The following is a 19,273-nucleotide window of genomic DNA, read 5'->3' as shown; positions in this document are numbered from 1 at the left end:
TTCGTCCCTCTGGAGTGAAATCCCCTTATATCGTGTCCACAAATTTAGACACTCTTGTCCAAATCGTCAATCACCTCTATATAGATTTTCATGAGACCGGGCGTTTCTCCTGACACTTTCCCGCCACGTGGCCATGAGGCCAAGCGCATGTCGATCGTCGACGCCGCTGCCGGCGTGTTTTGCCGCGAGGGTTTCGCCGGCGCCAACATCGACCTGATCGCGGCAGAGGCCGGCGTCTCACGCCAGACCGTCTACAATCACCATCGCGACAAGGAAAAGCTGTTCATCGCCGTGGTACGCGACCTGACCGAGCGCTGCAACGCCGGCATTTTCGCCACCATCGCCACCTTCCCCGATCAGCCCGGGGACCTCGAAGCCGACCTGATCGGTTTTGCCGTGCGCCTGAACCAGAACTGCATCTGCAACCGCGACGGAAAGTTCCTGCGCAAGCTGATCCAGACCGAGGGCGAGCGCTATCCCGAGCTCTTTGCCGAATGGCGCGAACAGGGCCCGGGCCGGACATGGCCGGCAATCGCCGCCCGCTTCGCCCGCCTAGCTTACGGCGGCCATCTCACGATCGACGATCCCGACGTGGCGGCACGCCAGTTCCTCGGCCTCGTCAATGCCGAATTGCAGACCACCTTCATGCTTGGCGGCACGCCGCGCGAGGACGAGGTGGTGCAATCGGCGACGAACGGCGTGCGCACTTTCCTGCGCGCTTTCGGCAAGCGCCCTTCCGCGATCGGCGCGAAAAAACACACTGCGCTGGCTAACGCATAACATTTGCGGTTGCGGCGAAGCCGCCTTGCCGATCAAATCGTTGGCAATAGTCCTCGCTTCGGCGCGGCGGCGGTCTATATCAGGTTTACGCCGCCCTCAAGCTTGATTACAGCTATGCGGACGATTCAACGGAACCCGACCAACTCATGGCCGACGACCACATCCGCTACGACATTCTGGCCCAGGAGGCGTTGCGCGGCGTCATGCGCAAGGTCCTGGCCGAGGTCGCGCGCACCGGCCTTCCCGGCAACCATCATTTCTTCATCACCTTCCTGACCGGTGCGCCGGGTGTGCGCGTCTCGTCGCGCCTGCGCGAGCGCTATCCCGAGCAGATGACCATCGTCATCCAGTTCCAGTATTGGGACCTGAAGGTCACCGACACCGGATTCGAGGTTGGGCTCTCCTTCTCCGACGTGCCGGAGAAACTCGAGATCCCGTTCTCGGCCGTGCGCGGCTTCTACGATCCCTCGGTCAATTTCGAACTCGAGTTCGACGTCAAGACCGATGCGCAGCCCGACGAGGAACCGGCGGCACCAGCGCCCGAACCGCTGGCCATCGTCTCCGAGAAGAAGCCGAAGGCCGAGAAGAAGGCCGCCGCCGAAGCGGAGAAAAAGCCCGCCGCCGCCGATGCTGGTACCAAGGGCGCCGAAGTGGTCTCGCTCGACGCCTTTCGCAAGAAATAGGCTCGCGGCTCCCGCCATGGCCGAAATCGTCAACCTTCGTCAGTTCCGCAAACAGAAGGCGCGGGCCGATAGAGAACAGGCGGCCGGCCAGAATCGCGCCTTGCACGGCCGCACCAAGGCCGAAAAGCAACGCGACCGCATGATTGCCGACAACAGCGAAAGGTTCGTAGCGGGCCATCACCGTGAAAAGCCCGGAGAACCGGGCGATCCCAGTGGCGATCAATGAGCGCCGTCGAAAAACGCTCGGTGACCATACGCGGCCATCGCACCAGCTATTCCCTCGAAAAGCCTTTCCATGACGATCTCGTCGCGATGGCGGCGGCAAGGAAGCTGACGCTCGCCGCCCTTGTCGCCGAAGTCGACGAAACGCGGCCCCGCGACACCAACCTGTCCTCCGCGCTCAGGCTGCATGTCCTGGAGTGGGCGAAGCGCGGCGTCGCCGGCGAGACTTAAGAAGAAGCCGTGCGTTCCTCTTTCGTGCGTCTGGTGCCGAAGCCAAGCAAGGTCGAGCGCTCACGCTCCTCGGCCTGCTTGCGTGAGCGCACGCGCATCAGATCCTTCCAGCCGACATAGCCGACCAGCCTTCCATCCTCGCGCGCCACGACCGGCAGATGCGATACATTGGCCGTCAACAATTTGTCCGACAGACCTTCCAGATATTCGTCGGGATAGGCCAGCGTCACCTTGCTTCCGGCCAACAGCTCGCCGAGCGTCGTCGTCCGGTGCTTGCCGGCACGGCGCCAGCGCAGGATTGCCGGCGGATCGATGAGGCCGAGCACCTGCCTGTTTTCATCGACCACGGGAAAACTCGGATGCCGGGTTTCTGGCGCCGTCAGTAAGGCGGCCGCGCCATGCAGCGTCATCGTCGCCGGCACGCTCTCGACCTCTGACGTCATCACCTCACGCACCCTGGTGAGCGCGAATGGATCGATACGATATTCGCGCACCAGGTGGTGCCCTCGCCTGGCGATCTTCTCGGTCAGGATCGAACGCTTCATCAACAGCACGGTGACGGCATGCGCCGCCGCACAGGCCGCGATCAGCGGCACCAGCACATGCGTGTTGCCGGTCAGCTCGACGGCGAAGAAAGTGGCTGTCAGCGGCGCGCGCATCGTGCCGCCCATGGTGGCGGCCATGGCCAGCAGCGCCCAGAAGCCCGGGTCCGCCGCCGGCAGGACCCCGGCAAGCACCGCGCCCATCGCGCCACCCATGATCAACAGCGGCGCCAGCACGCCGCCCGAGGTTCCCGAGCCGAGCGCCACCGACCAGATGACGGCCTTGACCACCAGCAGCAGGAGCGCAGCCGTGGCGATCGTGCGGCCGTCCAGCATGTCGGCGATGTTGTCATAGCCGACGCCGAGCGCCCGTGGGTCGATCAGGCCGCCCATGCCGACCACCAGGCCGCCGAGCATCGGCCACCACATCCAGTGGATCGGCAGCTTCTGGAAGCCGTCCTCGCAGGCGTAGACCATCTGCGTCAGCAGCCCGGACAACAGACCCGCGCAGATGCCGATCAGCACCCAGCCACCAAGGCCGAGGAAGGAAACCGCCATGCTGCCCTGGAACGGAAAGATCGGCCCCGGCATGTGCAGCATCGTGCGCCCCACCTCCGCCACGATGGCCGCCACCGCCACGGGAATGAAGCTGCGCGGCGTCCATTCGAACAAAAGCAGTTCCACCGCCAGCATGATGGCCGCGATCGGCGTGCCGAACACGGTGGTCATGCCGGCGGCCGCACCCGCCACCAGCAGCGTCTTGCGCTCGGTATCGCTGACCGGCAGCATCTGCGCGATCAGCGAGCCAATGGCGCCGCCGGTCATGATGATCGGACCCTCGGCGCCGAACGGCCCGCCGGAGCCGATCGAGATCGCCGACGACAAGGGCTTCAGGATCGCCACCTTGGCATCGAGCCTGGAGCGCCCGAGCAGGATCGCCTCGATGGCCTCGGGAATGCCGTGGCCGCGGATCTTCTCGCTGCCATAGCGCGCCATCAGGCCGACGATCAGCGCGCCGATGACGGGAACGAAGACGGCGGCAAGTCCGAGCGGCGTATCCTGCAGCTTCAGCTCGGCAAGCGAGAACTGGCCGAAATAGGCGATGTTGGTGGCCAGGCGGATCAGCTTCAGCAGCACGATGCCGGCAAACAGCCCGGCGGTCGCCACCACCACCGCTATCGCGGCGACGAGCAGCACCCTGGCGTCGGTGGTGAAATCCCTGAGATGACCGGGATTGGAATTGTGGGTCTTCATGGTGGCTTTGCTTCCTGGCGGCGGCCGTGTCTGGTTTTGCGGCACGGTCGAAGTGGCCAGCCGGTTGTCGGTCGGCTATGTATCGTAACACGATATATCTGTTCAAGCTGGTTTCGTTCGAAATTTCGTTTGAGCTTTCACCGGAAAACGAAGACATCTGCGATATGACGCAGCCGCCCAAGACCCCACGCCCCGCCATCAGGCAATCCGACTACCAGCGGCTGTCCGAGTTCCGCTACCTGATCCGCCGCTTCCTCGAATTCAGCCAGGTGCAGGCCGAGGACGCCGGCCTGACCCCGCGCCAGCATCAGGCGCTGCTGGCGATCAAGGGATATCCGGGCGGCGGGCCGGTGACGGTCGGCGACCTTGCGGAACGCCTGCGCATCCGCCACCACAGCGCCGTCGAACTGGTCAACCGCCTCGGTGAGGCAGGACTGGTCGCACGCGATCAGGACAAGGACGACCACCGCCGCGTGCTGCTGCGGCTGACCGAACGCGCCGACGATTGCCTGGCCGAACTCTCTGCCGCGCATCTCGACGAGCTCTCGCGCATCGAACCCATGCTGCGGCGCCTGCTCGACCGGGGCCAGGACTGACACCAGGCGTCTGCGCGGGCCGGTACCGAACTATTTTTTTGAAATCCGAATCCTTCGGCCTGGCTGAGGCGTCTTGGACAGACGACAGCCAAGGGAGCCGATGCGATGAAACATCATTTGATACGCTACAAAACGAAGCCGGACCGGGCGGACGAGAACGAGCGCCTGGTCAAGGCTGTGTTCGAGGAACTGCGCGGCAAATCGCCGGAAGGCGTTCGCTACATGACCTGGCGCTCCGGCGACGGCACTTTCGTCCATCTCGTCGAGATCGAAACCGACGAGCATGCTGACATCATCCCCGGGCTTGCCGCTTTCGAGGCCTTCCAAAACGGCATCAGGGATCGCTGCATCGACCCTCCGCATCGTGACGTGATGACAGTGGTGGGCCATTATCGGATGCTGGACGAGTAGCCTGAATAGAACCATGGCAAGAACGGCCGGTGCATGAACAGTCCAGGCGAGATCCCAAGGCCTTTCGACCGCTTGTTCGGCGAATTGCGTCCCAAACTGCATCGCTATTGCGCCCGCATGACAGGCTCGGTCGTCGATGGCGAGGATGTCTTGCAAGAGGCGCTGGCCAAGGCATTCGAGGCCTTGCCCAACGCCGGCCTGATCGCCAATCCCGAAGGCTGGCTGTTTCGCATCGCGCACAATACCGCGCTCGACTTTTTGCGCCGCCGCGCCCGTGAGAAGACGTTCTACGAGGAGGAGCCGGACATGATCGCCGACCCGGCAAATTCGATCGCCGAACGGCAGGCCGCGGTAGCCGGATTGCACAGTTTCATGCGCCTTCCCGTCGCGCAACGAAGCAGCGTCATCATGATGGATGTCCTGGGCTATTCGCTGCGGGAGATCAGCACCATGCTCGACACCAGCGTCCCCGCGGTCAAGGCCGCGCTGCATCGTGGCCGCGGCCGGCTGCGTGAGATCGCCGACGAACAGGACGATCGTCCTGTTCCCAGGCTGAGTGCATCGGAGCGCCTGTTACTCGACGCCTATGTCGATCGCTTCAACGCCCGCGATTTCGACGCCGTGCGGGACATGCTGGCCGATGAGGTACGCTTGGAACTGGTGGCCAGGGCAAGGCTCAGCGGCCGCAAGGAGGTGGCAACCTATTTCGGCAATTATTCCCGGGTGCGGGACTGGCATTTCCAGCCTGGTTTCGTCGAAGATCGTCCGGCAATCCTCGTGCGCGATCCCAACGATCCCACGGCAGCGCCGGCATACTTCATCCTGCTGGGTTGGCAGGGCGGCAAGCTCGCCGCCATCCGCGATTTCCGCCACGCCAGATACGTCGCTGACGGCGCTGAAACATTCGTTCTTTGAGGCGATTGCCAGTCGGGCGGGCAGCCGGAATGCCTAGTCCTACCGCAGCGACTTCAACAGATTGTCGACCGTGAATGGGTTGGCTTTCGGCTTGGCCGGAGGCGGATTGTCGTTGGCGGGCGACTGCTCGGCCTTGGGCGCCTGTTGCGCCGCCTTGCGCTCCGCCTCGAGCCTGGCTTTTTCCTGGGAGGCAATGCGCATCGCCTCCTCCGCCTTCTGGCGCTCCTGCTCTGCCTGCGCCCTGGCCGCCTCGTCGGCTGCCTGCTGTTCCGCCGCCGCCTTGGCCTCCGCATCGGCCTTGGCTTTCGCTTTCGCGTCTGCCTCCGCCTTGGCTTTCGCTTCCGCGTCGGCCTTTGCCTTGGCATCCGCTTCAGCCTGGGCCTGAGCGTCGGCTTCCGCTTTCGCCTTGGCGTCGGCCTCCGCTTTCAGGCGCGCCGCTTCCTCCTGTTGGCGCAGTTCCTCGGCGGCCTTGTCGCGGGCATCCTGAAGTGCCGCGTAGTAGCGCACCTCGCGCCGCAGTCGCTGTTTCTCGAGCAGCGCGGCCTGCATCGCCTCGACGCGCTGCTGTTCCTTTTCCAGCGCGCGCTGGGTCAGGAACTGCGCCAGCGGCTGGCTGTCGAACTGCCGTTTCACCGCGCCGAACGGCCCCTCGGCGGTGAAATTCACGGCCGGCTCGGAGCCGACCAGCGCTTCGTCGCCGGGCCGATAGGTGACCGCGCCCTTGGCCGAAACCGTGCTGGCGTTGAGGTCGGCCGTGATGTCGGCCGACAAGGTCGCCGCCGGATTTTCAAGGCTGATCGGCGGCGCCCTGAGCGTGCCGCCGGCAATCGTGAAGGCGACCTCGGCGTCCTTTGCGGCGAAGCTGCCGCCGGCGGCGATGTCAGGCGCGAAGCCGGCGGTCTTGGCCGCGTCGATATCGCGGCCGATCGCATCCGCCTTGGCGAGGAATGCGCTGAAGGCATCAGGATTGACGCCGGCGATCTGCAAATCCTTCAGCGCCGCCGTGCCGGAACCAGACAGGGCGGCGATCATTGCGTCGACCGACTTGCCGCTGGTCGACAGCGTCGTCGAGAAATCGCCGGTGCCGCCGATGCCCGCGTCCGGCAAGACGCTTGCCAGATCGGCGCCCGCCAGTTTCATCTGTCCGGTGAAAAGCCCCGTGCCCTCATTGTTCTTCAACTCGAACAGGCCGGTCAGCGCCCCGCCGAGGAATTTGGCCTTGAGATCGGCCACTCGAATGCCGTCCGGGTCGAGCTTGAGCGAGAAGGCCGCGCCATAGGCGGTGGCGAGCGGGCCGGCGGCCAGCGAAGCCGTGGTCAGGTCGAGATCGGCCGTGAACGGCAAGCTGGACTTCTGGCTGAACGGCGCCGACGGCCACGCACTGGCCCTGTTACTCTTGCCGGCCTTGTCACTCTTGCCGGCATTGTCACTTTTGTCGGCCCCGTTCTTGTCCACGAGAAAAGCGGAATCGCCGAACAGCGCCACCGCCATCGGATCAAGGTCGAGTTCGTCGAGCGCCAGCGCGCCGGCCAGATGCGGCACGCCGTCCTTGCCGTCCACGCCCTGCTTGACATCGAGGTTGATGTCGCCGGACACGGCTGCCTCGTTGATGGCGCCGCTGAGCCCGGAGAGCACCAGCAGGCCGTTGCCATAATCGGCCTGCGCGGCCAGCGATGTCGACATGCCGGCGCCCATGCCGGGCAGGCCGATGCCCGTCGTCATCAGCCATGGCTCGATGTCGGAGGCGTCGAGGTTGACCTTGCCCTTCGCCGTCGGACCTTGCGGCGTGTCGGCGACCGTTCCCTCGAAGCCGGCCTTGAAGTCGTTGCCGGCAAGGCTGAAGCTCGTCGTCAGGCCGCCGCCGAACGTGCCCTTGGCCTGGATATCGGTGCTTGCCTCGCCCAGCATGCCGAGCGGTAGCGCCGGCAAGCCGTAGAGCGCCAGCAAGGCGGTTGCGTCCGGGTTCCTGGCATTGAACGTCAGTGTCACGGGGGCGTCAGAAAGCTTGCCCACCGCGCCCTTCCCCGACAGCGACGCCGAAAACGCCGAGCCGCCGGCCTTGCCTTGCCCGCTCATCGCCAGGCCCGTGGAGCCGTCGCCATTGTCGGCGGCACTGGCCACGAGGTCGATGCGCGCATCCTGGAACAGCTCGGGATAAGCGGCGGCGCGGCCCGCGAGCCCCTTCAGCACGGCATTATCAGGATAATGCTGCGCGGCGACATCGATCAGCGGTTTCAGGTCGACAGCGACCACCGAGGCGTCGAGCTTGCCGGTCGGGCTCGCCGGAAAATCCTTGATCCGGCCGGTGGCGCTGATCGAGGCGCCGGCCAGTCCGCCCACCGACAGCCGGTCGATTTCGAGCAGCCCGTCCCGCAGCCTGAGTGCGGTATCGACCGTGTCGGCGGTCAAGCCGCCGGCGCTGACCGGGCCGGCCTTGATCTGGAAATCGAGGTCGCTGCTGGCAAAGCGGTTGGCACCTTTGTCGCTGACGAAGATCGAGGCGAAGGCCGCCAGCCCGTCGACATCGAGTTCGCCGCCCTCGAGCCGCATCAGCACCGAGGGCTTTGCGTCGTCGGGCTGGCTGGAATCGATGCGACCGGAAAACTTCGCCTTGCCCAGGATCAATTCGAGATCGCTAAAGGATTGATGGTTTTGCGAGAGATCGACCTTGGCCTTGAAACCGGCGGCAGGCAGACGGCGGATCGCCTCGTCGACATCCTTCGACAGCCACGCCGCAAAACCTGAAGGTTGCGCCACCGCCAGCAGCAACGAGCCGGTGAAGCCGAAATGGCCCTGCACGTTGAGCATGACCTTGCCATCGGCTTCCAGCTTGGTGCGGCCCGGCAAGGTCGCGGCGAGCGATTTCACCGACCAACCGTCATCGACCGGCTCGGCGGAAAGATGAACATCGCGCACCGTCGTGTCGCCGGCCACCACCGCCGGCAGCTTGACCTCGACCGTGCCGGGAATTGTCGGTTTCGGCAGATCGAGCAGCGCCTGTTCCAGCCCCGCGATACGCTGGTCCAGCGTCAGGCCCGCGCCGGCCGGCGCACCCACCGCCTCGTCGAGTTGCACCTGCGCGCCATTGGCCTCGATGGCGAAACTCGGTTTCTGGCCGAGATCGACCGAGGCCTTGCCGTCGGCGGTATAGGGATTGTCCAGCGGACCGGTCTCGAAACGGAATTCGTCGACGCCAAGCTTCTGGTGATCGAGCGAGAACTTGCCGTTCAGCCGAAAGCCCGGATCGGGCTTGCCGGCGCTGACCTTCACCGTCTCGCCATCCGTGCCGCGCAGCTCGGCTGAATTCTTGTCGGCGCCCGAAATCTTGAACTGGCCGGAATAGACGGCCGCACTGTTGACGATGCCCGCATTGCCGTCGGTCTCGATGACCAGCGGATAGGCATCGGGGTCCGCCTTCAGCCGAAGCCGCAGCTGCCCGGAAGGTTCGGCCTTGCCGGTCGAGGCCGCAACCGTGGCGCGCAAGCCGTCGAGACGCAACGTGCCGTCCATGCGCCACGGACCGGCCAGCGATTTGGCCGAAATGGTCGAGTTGATCTCGGAGAAGATGTGGCTGCGGCCGCCGGCGGCATGGCGCAGTTCGATCTGCCCTTCCGTCACCGTCAGTTTCTCGATCGAGACTTGTCCGGGGTCGAAGGGCGAAGACGGGCGCATCGCCCAGTCGACGGTACCATTGGCGGCGATGTCTATGATTGCCTTCGGCCGCACCAGCCGCATGTCGAAAATCAGCACCTCGCCGCGCAGGAAGGGCGCGAGTTCCGCATCCATCGAAAACGTCTCGACGGTCATGGCCGGCTGGCCGTTGGGGCCGCCGGCGACGGCGACGTTGGAAAAGGTCACCGAGGGAAACGGCAACAGCCTTGCCGTGGCGTCGCCCTGCACGGTCACCTTGCGGCCCAGGATGGCGCTTGCCTCGCGCTCGAACTCGGCGCGGTAGCCGGTCCAGTCGACAAAATACGGCACCACCAGCGCCGCGCACAGCACCAGCACGAACAAGCCACCGAAGATCACGAACAGGCGTGCGAGCATCAGCTCCGAACAGGTTGATTGAAATTCTGCCGCACTCTACCCGCATCCGCGTGTCGATAAAGAGGCAAATCATCCCGTGTTGCGTCCTGCCGGACGATCTGAAACAAATCCTGGAAAAAGCGGAGATTCTCGGATGTCGGGCAAGAACTGGGACCGTGTGCCGATCGATGCGCAGAGCGTCGATGCCCCGCTTTCGCAATCGGCGATTTTTCTTGTCGTCACCGTCGCCGGCGAACAGCCGGCCCTGGCCAGGGTGTGCTCCGTGCTTGGCGAACTCGACGATCTGGTCAAGACTGTCGGATTCCGCGACCTTGGTGGCCGCCTGTCCTGCATCGCCGGCATCGGCAGCGATCTCTGGAACCGGCTCAGCCCCGGCCGGCGGCCGCTGGAGCTGAAGCCGTTCGCTCCGATCAAGGGCGCGGTCCATTCGGCGCCAACGACGCCGGGCGACCTGCTCTTCCACATTCGCGCCGAGCGGCCCGACATGTGCTTCGAATTCGAACGTATCCTGCTCGACAGGCTTGGTCCCGGTGTGACCGTCGTCGACGAAGTGACCGGCTTTCGCTATTTCGATGCCCGCGACCTGCTCGGCTTCGTCGACGGCACCGCCAACCCGGCCGGCCTCGACTTGCCCGCCTCGGCGCTGGTCGGTGAAGAGGACCCCGACTTTGCCGGCGGCAGCTATGTCGTGGTCCAGAAATATTTGCACGACATGCAGGCCTGGGCGCGCATTCCAACGCCCGAGCAGGAGGCGATCATCGGCCGCACCAAGATCGACAACATCGAAATCGATGATGACGACGCGCCGCGCAAGTCGCACAAGTCGCTGGCCACTATCGAGGATGCCGACGGCAATGAATACGATATATTGCGCGACAACATGCCGTTCGGCAGGCCCGGGCAGAACGAGTTCGGAACCTACTTCATCGGCTACAGCAGATATCTCTGGGTCACCGAGAAAATGCTGCAGCGCATGTATGTCGGCGATCCGCCCGGCGCCTATGACCGGCTGCTCGACGTCTCGACGCCGCACACCGGCACGACCTTCTTCGCCCCCACCCGTCCCATGCTGCAGACGCTTGTGCAGGCGAAGTAAGAGAAGCTTTGTCGCTGCGCAGTAGAGCGTCGGCTGGCGGCCTCTATCCGCGGCCCCTCAACGTGCGTCGCGTTTCGCCTGCGCCACCTTGGCCGCCTTGCGCTGCCGGCCGAGTTCAGCCGGTCGGACCAGGCTTGCAACCTTCTGGTTGGCCACGGCCCGCATACCCTTGTGCGCCGTGCGCGAATTGTGCGTCGGACCGTTCGGGGCTTTCTGCTTCAAGGTCAGCGCCTTGCGCGCGTTGCCGACCAGCGAAATGCGGGCCGCCAGTTGGCGGCGCAGTTCGGCCTCGCCGTTCAGCCGCCGCATCGCCGTCGCCAGCACCGCAAGCTTCACTTGTGAACCGCCATCAGCCTTCGAGGCGGTCGCGCCCTTTGCCGCGCCCTTGCCGCGGATTTCACGACGGCGGCGATGCGCTTCGGTCTGCGCCTTGTCGCGCCGTTCCCGCAACAGCTTGACCAGGCCGGAAAGGTCGGCGTCGGAAAGATCCTGGACCGCCGGATGGTGCGACTTCTCCACCAATTCCTTTTCGTCGGCGCTCAGCGCGCGCGCTTCTTCCTTGCGTGAAATGGCCATGACAGTCCTCCTCAGCCGGCACGCCTGTTTTCCAGGCTTGCCACTTGAGGAGCCTCGACCCGAATGGCGGCGCGGTCAAGACCGGCGCCTCACGATGCCCTTAGCCCATGTCAGGCAGGATCTTGCCCGGATTCATGATGTTTTGCGGATCGAGCGCCTGTTTGATGGTGCGCATGATGTCGACGCCATGGCCGAGTTCGTGGCGCAGGAAGCCGATCTTGCCCTGGCCGATGCCGTGCTCGCCGGTGCAGGTGCCCTCCATGGCGATCGCCCGCATATTGAGCCGTGCGACGAACTTTTCCGACAGCGCGATTTCCTCGGGGTCGTTGACATCCATCAGCACCAGCACATGGAAATTGCCGTCGCCCGCATGACCGACGATCGGCGCGATCAGGCCCATCTCGGCGATGTCGGCTTCGGTCTCGGTGACGCATTCGGCAAAGCGCGAGATCGGCACGCAGACATCGGTCGACAGGCCCTTGGCGCCCGGCCGCAAGGTCAGCGACGCCCAGTAGGCGTCGTGCCTGGCCTTCCACAATTTGGTGCGCTCCTCGGCGACGCTGGTCCACAGGAACGGCCCGCCGCCATTTTCTTCGGCGATCATGCCGAAGGTCTCGGCCTGCTCGGCAACGCCGGCGTCGCTGCCGTGGAATTCCACGAACAGGCACGGGCTCTCGGGATAGTCGAGCTTGGAATAAGTCTTCATCGCTCGCATCTGCAGCGCGTTGACCAGTTCGATGCGCGCCACCGGAATGCCCATCTGGATCGTCGCGATCACCGCGTTGCAGGCCGCCTCGACACTCGGGAACGGGCAGACGCCGCCCGAGATTGCCTGCGGAATGCCTTGCAGCTTCAAGGTCAGCGCGGTGATGATGCCGAGCGTGCCTTCGGATCCGACCAGCAGCCTGGTCAAGTCATAGCCCGCCGAGCTCTTTTTCGCCCGCTTGCCGGTCGTCACGGTCTCGCCGTCGGCCATCACGGCGGTCAGCGACAGCACGTTCTCGCGCATCGTGCCGTAGCGCACCGCATTGGTGCCGGAGGCCCGCGTCGCCGCCATGCCGCCGAGCGAGGCATTGGCGCCCGGATCGATCGGGAAGAACAGGCCGGTGTCGCGCAGATGCCGGTTCAGGCCCTCGCGCGTCACGCCGGGTTCGACGGTGCAGTCGAGATCCTGCGGATTGACCGCAAGAATGCGGTTCATCCGCGACGTATCGACCGAGATGCCGCCACCCGGCGCGTTGGTGTGGCCTTCGAGCGACGAGCCGACGCCAAACGCGATCACCGGCACGCGGTGTGCCGCGCAGGCGCGCACGATTTCCTGCACCTCGGCCGTCGTCTCCGGGAAAGCGACGCCGTCGGGCGCCTGCGTCGGAATATAGGTAGTCGTATGCGCGTGCTGCGAGCGGATCGCCTGTCCGGTCTGGAAGCGCTCGCCCAGACGCTGCTTGAGGATGCCGAGTACGGCCGCGATGCCTTCCTCGTTGCGTTCGACCGGATTGAGGTCGCTCAGAGCCATGGAATCCTCCGCGAATGGACCAGCATGCATGCTTGTCATGCGATTATGGATGCGTAGTCTCCACGACCACGCTCTGTCCAGCACCAGAACAAGGAAGTTTCGATGTCCATCCTCGCCCCCTTCGTTTCCAAGCCCATGGACATCGAGAAGGACTGGATCGACTATAACGGCCATCTCAACATGGCCTATTACAACGTGCTGTTCGACCGCTGCTCGGACGAGGCCTTCGAGGCGATGGGCATGGGCCTGGACTATGTGAAAGAGCGGCGGCTCACCATCTACACCGCCGAAGTCCATGTTTGCTACGTGCAGGAGTTGCACCTGGACCACAAGGTCATGGTCTCCTTTCAACTCATCGACCATGACGAGAAGCGGCTCAGGGCCTACCAGGAAATCCGCCATGTCGACGGCTGGCTCGCCGCCACGTCCGAGACCCTGTCGCTGCATGTCGACATGTCGGGGCCGAAGGTGGCGCCCTTCCCGGCCGATGTGCTGGCCAGGATCGAAGCCATGCGCGCCGCCCATTCGGTGCTGCCAATGCCCGAACGCGCCGGGCGCTCGATCGGAATCAGGCGCAAGCAGGGCTAGGGCAAATTCGAGGACGGAACGACTTCAAAGCCACACCCGCGAACCAAAATCGCCGGCCCCCTCAAATCGACTGGCGCCAGCGCTTGAAGCGGTCCTGGACCCACATTAACCTTACCGAGGTTTTAACGGGAACAAGCCAATTGAGCCGTTGAACGACTCAGCGGAGCGGTCGAAAACGTCCGCACCAGGGTTGTTTACGGGCGGCGGGGCGAAGCCGGTTCGAGGGACGTGCATGAAAACCGACATCAAGGTCGAGGTGGATAGGCTGGCGGCCGATCCGCGCATATCAGACTATGATTTCTGGCGTTCGCTCAAGAATGTCGACAACGAGATCTTTCACATCGCCAACAACAACGAACCGATCCCATTCGACATGATTCGCTGGCGCAGCATCCTGAAACGCGCCCGCCTGAAGCGCGGCCACGCCTGAGGCAAGCGATTTCGATCGCCGTCTGGCGCTGACATTTTTCTCAAGCAACATCTCACCGAGATCAAACCTGCCGCTTGATCGCCGCCAGCGGCGAGCGCGCGATCACCGGCGACGACTGGATGATCGCCGTGTTGGTCATCGCATGGGGGATGATGCGATCGATCACCCGTTCGAGTTCGGCCACCGAGCCGACATGCGCCAGCGCGATGAAACAGTCTTCGCCTGTCACCCGGTCGCATTGCGCGATCTCGGGCAGGGAGCGGATGATCTCGGCCACGACCGCCAATTGCCCCGGCACCGGCCGGATGCGCAGCCATGCCGACAGTTTCAGGCCAAGCGCCGCGGGATTGATTCTGACCGAATAAGCTTCGATCACGCCGTTCTCCTGCAGCCGCTTGAGGCGCTCGGCCACACTCGGCGCCGACAGGCCGACCGAGCGCGCCAACTCCGCCGTGCTGATGCGCGCGTCCTCTTCCAGCAAGCGCAATATTTTCATGTCGGCGGCGTCGAGGTCGACGCTTTCGCTTCGAAGGCGTTTCATGGAAAAATCCTTGCTTCCGGGAAAGAAATGACCGGACTTGCTGCTCATCGTCCATATAAACCGGAAAGATCGCCTGCGATACTGCGCCGATGGATGACCAGGCGCAAGTCCCGACTGCCGGTCGCGATGCCACCAGGCCTGCTCTTGCCGGCCCGGGCAGCCTGGCGACGAGACTGCCACCGCATCTCTGGTTCGCGGTCAGCGCGGTCTTCCACTATCTCGGGCCGGCCTTCGCCGTGCTGCTTTTCCCGCATGTCGGCGTGCTCGGCATGGCGTGGCTGCGCATCGCCACAGCGGCGCTGATCTTCGCGCCGCTGACGCGGCCCTGGCGAACCTTCGTCGGAACCGATACTCGGACGCGCCTGTTGTTGCTGGCCTTCGGCGCTTGCCTGGCGGTGATGAACTGCTCGTTCTACTTGGCGCTCGACCGCTTGCCGATCTCGTTGGTGGCGGCGATCGAATTCGTCGGCACCATCGGCATTGCGCTGGTCGGCCTCAGGAGCACCCGCAATCTGGTCGCTCTTGCCATAGCCGTCACCGGCACCTTGCTGTTGACCGACGTCAGATGGTCAAGCGACCCGATCGGGCTGTTCTGGGCTTTCCTCAACGGCGCGCTCTTTGTCGGCTACATCATGCTTGGCCACCGCGTCGCCCGCACCGGCGCCGCCGACGGCATCGCCGGCCTGGGTGCCGCCATGGCAGTCGCTTTCGTCGTCGTGCTGCCGATCGGCTTCACCGACGCGCTGCCCGCCTTCTTCTCGCCGCCGCTGCTCATTGCCGCCGTCGGCGTCGGCATCTGTTCCTCGGTCATACCCTATGCCTGCGATCAACTCGCCATGGCGCGGTTGCCGCGCTCGAGTTTCGCGCTGATGCTGTCCCTGCTGCCGGTCACCGCGACAGTGATCGGAGTCGTGGTGCTGCGTCAGATCCCCGGTCCGGCCGACTGCATCGGCATCGCCCTGGTGGTGGCCGGTGTCGCCTTCCACAAGCCGGCCTCCGCCGGCTAGTCGAGAAATCCCTTTCCTCCCAGTCGGTTGCAAAAAGCATCCGTTGGTTCCCACCTGCGACGAACTGCGACAGGCCGTTCGAGATTGAACCAAATCCGACTTTGAGCCGTTGTCTCCCACGAAAAATGGCTTGGAGCGACGCGATGGACTGGAAGAGGACCAGGGAACCGGCCGACGCATGGCACATGACCGACGACCTTCATGTCGAGCAAGGCAAGGGCGACCCGTTCGCGGCGGCCATCCGTGCCACGCGGATGTCGATGATCATTACCGATCCGCGCCGGCAGGACAATCCGATCGTCTTTGCAAACGACGCCTTCCTGCGCCTGACGGGATACGAGCGCCATGAAGTTATCGGCAAGAACTGCCGCTTCCTGCAGGGCCCCAAGAGCGACAAGGCCGCCATCGCAGAGATACGCGCCGCGATCGAGAACGAGACCGATCTTAGCGTCGATATCCTGAACTACCGCAAGGATGGTTCGAGCTTCTGGAACGCGCTCTACATAAGCCCTGTCTCCAACGACAAAGGCGAATTGCAATTCTTCTTTGCTTCCCAGCTCGATGTTTCAGACCGCAAGCGTTCGGAACATCGCATCACCGCGGACAAGGATCGCTTCGAGAAAGCCGTGAGGGAACGTACTGCGGAACTCGAGGCGGCGCTCGAGGCGCAGACCACGCTGCTGCACGAGGTCGATCATCGCGTGAAGAACAACCTGCAGATGATTTCCTCGCTCATCCTCATGCAGAGCCGGGCCGCAAGTGACGAGAATTTGAAGCGCTCGCTGGGCACGATGCTGGAACGCATAGAGGCGCTCAGCACCGTGCACCGCCGGCTCTACCAATCCAAGGACGTCAGCAAGTTCGATGTCTCGGATTTTGCCAGGGATCTCGTCTCCGAGCTGCTCACGGCTTCGGGACGCTCGGAAATCAATCCGAAACTTGATCTCGAGTCCATCATCATCCCAGCCGAGAAGGCAACGCCGGTGGCATTGATGGTGAACGAACTCCTCACCAACGCGCTCAAGCATGCGTTCAAGGAAGGGCCGGATGGCACGAGATCGGGCAGCATCGGCATCAAGATGAGCCAGCCGGACGGCCATTTGAACATCGAGGTCTCGGACGACGGCGTCGGCATGGCGGACGCCAATGGGGACGCCTCCTTCGGCATGCGGCTGATCAAGTCGCTTGCACGCCAATTGCGCGCCGACATCGAGTGGCGCGATGCCGGTCCCGGCACTCGCGTTGTCATTTCGATGCCCAACGGACCACAGCACAAAGGGAACCTGTCATGAATGAGCCTCTCAAGGTCCTGATCGTGGAGGATGAGGCCTTGCTGGCCATGGAGCTGGAAAGCCTTGTCCAGGACGCCGGCCACAGTGTGGTGGGCTGGGCGACATCCCTGGCCGAAGCAAGGGAGGTGGTCGATTCGACGCGGGCCGACATCGCCTTTGTCGACATCCACCTCACCGACGGCCCGACCGGCATCGATGTCGCCGAATATATCGACGACAGGAAGAATTCCATGGTCGTTTTCATGACCGCAAACCCGAAGCGCATTCCCGACCATTTCGCCGGCGCGATCGGGGTCATTGCCAAGCCCTACACGGTCCACGGGGTGACTTCGGCCCTGCGCTATTTGCAGGAAGGCGTGCGGCGCCCGCCGCCGACATCGGAGCGACCGGCGGGTTTCACCTTGTCGCCGGCTTTCGAGACGGTCTGGGCGCCGGGAAGGTGACGACGATCAAGCCAGCTTCTGCTTGAGGAAAGCGACGGTCCTGCCCCAGGCGAGATCGGCCGCCTTCTTGTCGTAGCGCGCCGCCGAGGTGTCGTTGTTGAAGGCATGGTTGGCGCCTTCATAGACATAGACCGTGTATTCGACGTGGGCGGCGTCGAGCTCCTTCTTGAAGGCATCGATCCCGGCATTGGTGCGCTGGTCGAGGCCGGCATAATGCAGCAGCAGCGCAGCCTTGATCTTAGAGGCGTCGGCGGCGTTCGGCTGCATGCCGTAATAGGCGACGCTGGCGGCAAGGTCGGGCGCATTGACGGCCAGCATGTTGGCCGTGCCGCCGCCCCAGCAGAAGCCGATGGCGCCGACCTTGCCGTTGCCGTCCTTGTCGGCCTTGAGAAAGGCGACCGTCGCCACGCCGTTGGCCACGGTCTGCGCCGGGTCGAGTTTCCCGAACATGTCGCGCGCCTTGTCCTCATCGGCGGGCGTGCCGCCGAGCGGCGACAGGAAATCGGGCGCGAGCGCCACGAACCCTTCCAGCGCCACACGCCGGGCGACGTCGCGGATATGCGGGTTGAGCCCCCTGTTTTCATGAATGACGATGACGGTGCCGAGCTTGCCGGTATGGTTTGCCGGTTTGACCAGATAGCCTTTCATCTCGCCGCCGCTGCCGGGATAGCTGATGTCCTCGCCTTTCACGCGGGCATCGTTTTCGGCCACGATTGCCGCCTGGGCGGAGTTCGCAGCCAGCATCGGCGCGATGGCGGCCGCCGCCGCACCCGATCCGGCAAGCCTGGTCAGTTGCTCCATGAAGCGGCGGCGATCCAGCGTCAGATGGGTGTATTCGTCATAGGCATCGATCATCGCCTGGGTGATGACGGGTTTGATGGTGACGTCGGTCATGGGCTTCCTCGATCTCGGTGTCTTGACTTCGGTTTCCTTGCCGTCCGCAAGATAGGGGCGAGCCTGTCATCGTCCACTGGACCGTGACACCTCGCCGTCTCCAAGACCGCCAGTCAGGCCGCTGAAGATCATCACGTTTTTGTCATCGGTGAAAATCTTGATGGCGCTGCCACAATAGTGGGGGAAACTGGCTGGCCGGCCGCTTTTGGCGGTCACGGTAGAGCAAATTCCAGGAAAAGTGCGTAGCGGTTTTCCCGGGAGAAGCGCGCAGCGCTTCCCCTTGGGAATTGCGTAAAAACAAGAAGTTAGAGCGGGGCAGAGGTTCTATCAAACTCTGAACCGCTCTAGGCCCGATCTGGAAGGAACAATGCCGATGACCATGACCTCGCCGATGCTCGCAACAGCTTTGATGGTTGCGGCCGCCGTTCTGGCCATTCGCGCGGCCGTTGTTGCGGCGAGCCGCAAGTCCATGGTCAAGGTACGCAGCCGCCAGCGCCATCCGGCAAACACGAAAAACCCAAGGTTGAGGTGAAGTCATGGACGTCCAGGACATCGTGAACACCGTCTCGCAGAAGGCCGGTCTCGACCAGGCTACGACCGAAAAGGTCGTCGGCACCATTTTCTCGGTCCTCGAGCATGAGGCGGAAGGCACCAGCGCCTCCTCCTTCTTCGCCAAGATTCCGGGCGCCGATGCGCTGGCGCAGAAATACGACGTCATGGCCGCCCCGGCCGGCGGCGGCGGCTTCCTGTCCTCGCTGCAAGGCGCGCTTGGCGGCGTTCTCGGCGAGAAAGCCGGCGCGCTGGTCAACGGCCTCGCCGCGCTCAAGGCATCCGGCCTCGACATGGCGCAGATCCAGAAGGCAGGCGAGACGCTGGTCCAGCAGGCCGAGGCAGCCGCCGGCCCCGATTTGACCAACCAGGTGCTCGGCTCGGTGCCCAGCCTGAAGAGCCATCTGGGGCTCGGCTAAGACGGCGACGCCGGCCGCCCGGTCGAAGGCAGAAAAACGTCCTGCATTGCGACGCTTTGCTGACCATGGCTGGCGCTGCCCCTCACCTGCCTGCCGGCATCCTCTCCCCGTATAGTGACGGGGAGAGGGGCGCTGTCATCGCCGATTTCGCTAATCCCCAATGATGCAAGAAGGCGCCGCGGTTGCGTCCAGCCACTTCTCCCCGTCACTATACGGGGAGAAGTGCCCGGCAGGGCGATGA

At 64.0% G+C, this 19,273-nt stretch carries 21 protein-coding genes; 15 read left to right on the top strand and 6 right to left on the bottom strand.

Features of this window, described 5'->3' with window-relative positions:
• Nucleotides 1–90: 90 nt before the first annotated feature.
• From EN824_RS03765 to EN824_RS03750, 4 genes are all read left to right on the top strand, one after another.
• A complete protein-coding gene (locus EN824_RS03765) occupies nt 91–780 on the top strand; it encodes a TetR/AcrR family transcriptional regulator (protein WP_135881884.1) in 690 nt (229 codons plus the stop codon).
• A gap of 146 nt (nt 781–926) precedes the next feature.
• Nucleotides 927–1,463, top strand: a complete 537-nt coding sequence (locus EN824_RS03760; protein ID WP_127279263.1) for an SspB family protein — start codon at nt 927–929, stop codon at nt 1,461–1,463.
• Nucleotides 1,464–1,479: 16 nt separating this feature from the next.
• Nucleotides 1,480–1,689, top strand: a complete 210-nt coding sequence (locus EN824_RS03755; RefSeq protein WP_127863134.1) for a DUF4169 family protein — start codon at nt 1,480–1,482, stop codon at nt 1,687–1,689.
• Nucleotides 1,686–1,916 (top strand): ribbon-helix-helix domain-containing protein, encoded by a 231-nt coding sequence (locus tag EN824_RS03750; protein ID WP_127279261.1) that lies wholly within the window; start codon nt 1,686–1,688, stop codon nt 1,914–1,916. The genes EN824_RS03755 and EN824_RS03750 overlap by 4 nt, the downstream gene beginning before the upstream one ends.
• Here EN824_RS03750 and EN824_RS03745 read toward each other — a convergent pair.
• A complete protein-coding gene (locus EN824_RS03745; protein ID WP_135919253.1) occupies nt 1,913–3,712 on the bottom strand; it encodes a chloride channel protein in 1,800 nt (599 codons plus the stop codon). The genes EN824_RS03750 and EN824_RS03745 overlap by 4 nt on opposite strands.
• Before the next feature lie 164 nt (nt 3,713–3,876).
• Here EN824_RS03745 and EN824_RS03740 point away from each other — a divergent pair, with 164 nt between their 5' ends.
• The 3 genes from EN824_RS03740 to EN824_RS03730 all read left to right on the top strand — a co-directional run bounded on the left by EN824_RS03740 (nt 3,877) and on the right by EN824_RS03730 (nt 5,634).
• Nucleotides 3,877–4,308 (top strand): MarR family winged helix-turn-helix transcriptional regulator, encoded by a 432-nt coding sequence (locus EN824_RS03740; protein ID WP_189521740.1) that lies wholly within the window; start codon nt 3,877–3,879, stop codon nt 4,306–4,308.
• 105 nt (nt 4,309–4,413) lie between these two features.
• A complete protein-coding gene (locus tag EN824_RS03735) occupies nt 4,414–4,719 on the top strand; it encodes a hypothetical protein (protein WP_135881888.1) in 306 nt (101 codons plus the stop codon).
• 33 nt (nt 4,720–4,752) lie between these two features.
• Nucleotides 4,753–5,634: a sigma-70 family RNA polymerase sigma factor gene (locus EN824_RS03730; protein ID WP_135915634.1), complete on the top strand. Its 882-nt coding sequence runs from the start codon at nt 4,753–4,755 to the stop codon at nt 5,632–5,634.
• A 39-nt stretch (nt 5,635–5,673) separates the two neighbouring features.
• Here the strand turns inward: EN824_RS03730 and EN824_RS03725 are convergent, their stop codons facing one another.
• Nucleotides 5,674–9,681, bottom strand: coding sequence for an AsmA-like C-terminal region-containing protein (locus tag EN824_RS03725; protein WP_135931913.1), 4,008 nt, complete (start codon nt 9,679–9,681; stop codon nt 5,674–5,676).
• 133 nt (nt 9,682–9,814) lie between these two features.
• On the opposite strand from EN824_RS03725, the gene EN824_RS03720 reads away from it, so the two are divergent.
• Nucleotides 9,815–10,777, top strand: coding sequence for a Dyp-type peroxidase (locus tag EN824_RS03720; protein ID WP_135915632.1), 963 nt, complete (start codon nt 9,815–9,817; stop codon nt 10,775–10,777).
• A gap of 57 nt (nt 10,778–10,834) precedes the next feature.
• On the opposite strand, the gene EN824_RS03715 is transcribed toward EN824_RS03720, so the two are convergent.
• Nucleotides 10,835–11,353: a hypothetical protein gene (locus tag EN824_RS03715; protein WP_127277566.1), complete on the bottom strand. Its 519-nt coding sequence runs from the start codon at nt 11,351–11,353 to the stop codon at nt 10,835–10,837.
• Nucleotides 11,354–11,453: 100 nt separating this feature from the next.
• Nucleotides 11,454–12,869 carry an FAD-linked oxidase C-terminal domain-containing protein gene (locus EN824_RS03710; protein ID WP_135866454.1) on the bottom strand — a complete coding sequence of 472 codons (1,416 nt, stop codon included), beginning with the start codon at nt 12,867–12,869 and terminating at the stop codon, nt 11,454–11,456.
• A gap of 102 nt (nt 12,870–12,971) precedes the next feature.
• Between EN824_RS03710 and EN824_RS03705 the strand changes: the two genes are divergently transcribed.
• Together EN824_RS03705 and EN824_RS03700 are read left to right on the top strand one after the other, a co-directional pair.
• Nucleotides 12,972–13,457, top strand: coding sequence for a thioesterase family protein (locus tag EN824_RS03705; RefSeq protein ID WP_135928355.1), 486 nt, complete (start codon nt 12,972–12,974; stop codon nt 13,455–13,457).
• Nucleotides 13,458–13,689: 232 nt separating this feature from the next.
• A complete protein-coding gene (locus EN824_RS03700) occupies nt 13,690–13,887 on the top strand; it encodes a hypothetical protein (protein ID WP_015317249.1) in 198 nt (65 codons plus the stop codon).
• 61 nt (nt 13,888–13,948) lie between these two features.
• On the opposite strand, the gene EN824_RS03695 is transcribed toward EN824_RS03700, so the two are convergent.
• Nucleotides 13,949–14,428, bottom strand: coding sequence for an Lrp/AsnC family transcriptional regulator (locus EN824_RS03695; RefSeq protein WP_127277573.1), 480 nt, complete (start codon nt 14,426–14,428; stop codon nt 13,949–13,951).
• A gap of 89 nt (nt 14,429–14,517) precedes the next feature.
• Here EN824_RS03695 and EN824_RS03690 point away from each other — a divergent pair, with 89 nt between their 5' ends.
• From EN824_RS03690 to EN824_RS03680, 3 genes are all read left to right on the top strand, one after another.
• Entirely contained in the window at nt 14,518–15,435 is a 918-nt protein-coding gene (locus EN824_RS03690; protein WP_135928354.1) for a DMT family transporter, read from the top strand.
• Nucleotides 15,436–15,578: 143 nt separating this feature from the next.
• Complete coding sequence (locus EN824_RS36515) at nt 15,579–16,727, top strand: histidine kinase dimerization/phosphoacceptor domain -containing protein (RefSeq protein WP_135915627.1); 1,149 nt, start codon at nt 15,579–15,581, stop codon at nt 16,725–16,727.
• Entirely contained in the window at nt 16,724–17,170 is a 447-nt protein-coding gene (locus EN824_RS03680; protein ID WP_127277581.1) for a response regulator, read from the top strand. Before EN824_RS36515 ends, EN824_RS03680 begins: the two co-directional genes overlap by 4 nt.
• A 6-nt stretch (nt 17,171–17,176) precedes the next feature.
• On the opposite strand, the gene EN824_RS03675 is transcribed toward EN824_RS03680, so the two are convergent.
• Nucleotides 17,177–18,064, bottom strand: a complete 888-nt coding sequence (locus EN824_RS03675) for a dienelactone hydrolase family protein (RefSeq protein ID WP_135931912.1) — start codon at nt 18,062–18,064, stop codon at nt 17,177–17,179.
• Between the two features lie 373 nt (nt 18,065–18,437).
• Between EN824_RS03675 and EN824_RS35075 the strand changes: the two genes are divergently transcribed.
• Nucleotides 18,438–18,596 (top strand): hypothetical protein, encoded by a 159-nt coding sequence (locus tag EN824_RS35075; RefSeq protein ID WP_189522141.1) that lies wholly within the window; start codon nt 18,438–18,440, stop codon nt 18,594–18,596.
• A 4-nt stretch (nt 18,597–18,600) separates the two neighbouring features.
• Nucleotides 18,601–19,032: a hypothetical protein gene (locus EN824_RS03670; protein ID WP_127277585.1), complete on the top strand. Its 432-nt coding sequence runs from the start codon at nt 18,601–18,603 to the stop codon at nt 19,030–19,032.
• Nucleotides 19,033–19,273: the final 241 nt, after the last annotated feature.

The sequence above is a fragment of the Mesorhizobium sp. M8A.F.Ca.ET.181.01.1.1 genome (assembly GCF_004792025.1).
Taxonomy (GTDB): domain Bacteria; phylum Pseudomonadota; class Alphaproteobacteria; order Rhizobiales; family Rhizobiaceae; genus Mesorhizobium.
Note: the sequence above shows the minus strand (reverse complement) of the source record. Positions and strands in the feature narration are given on the sequence as shown.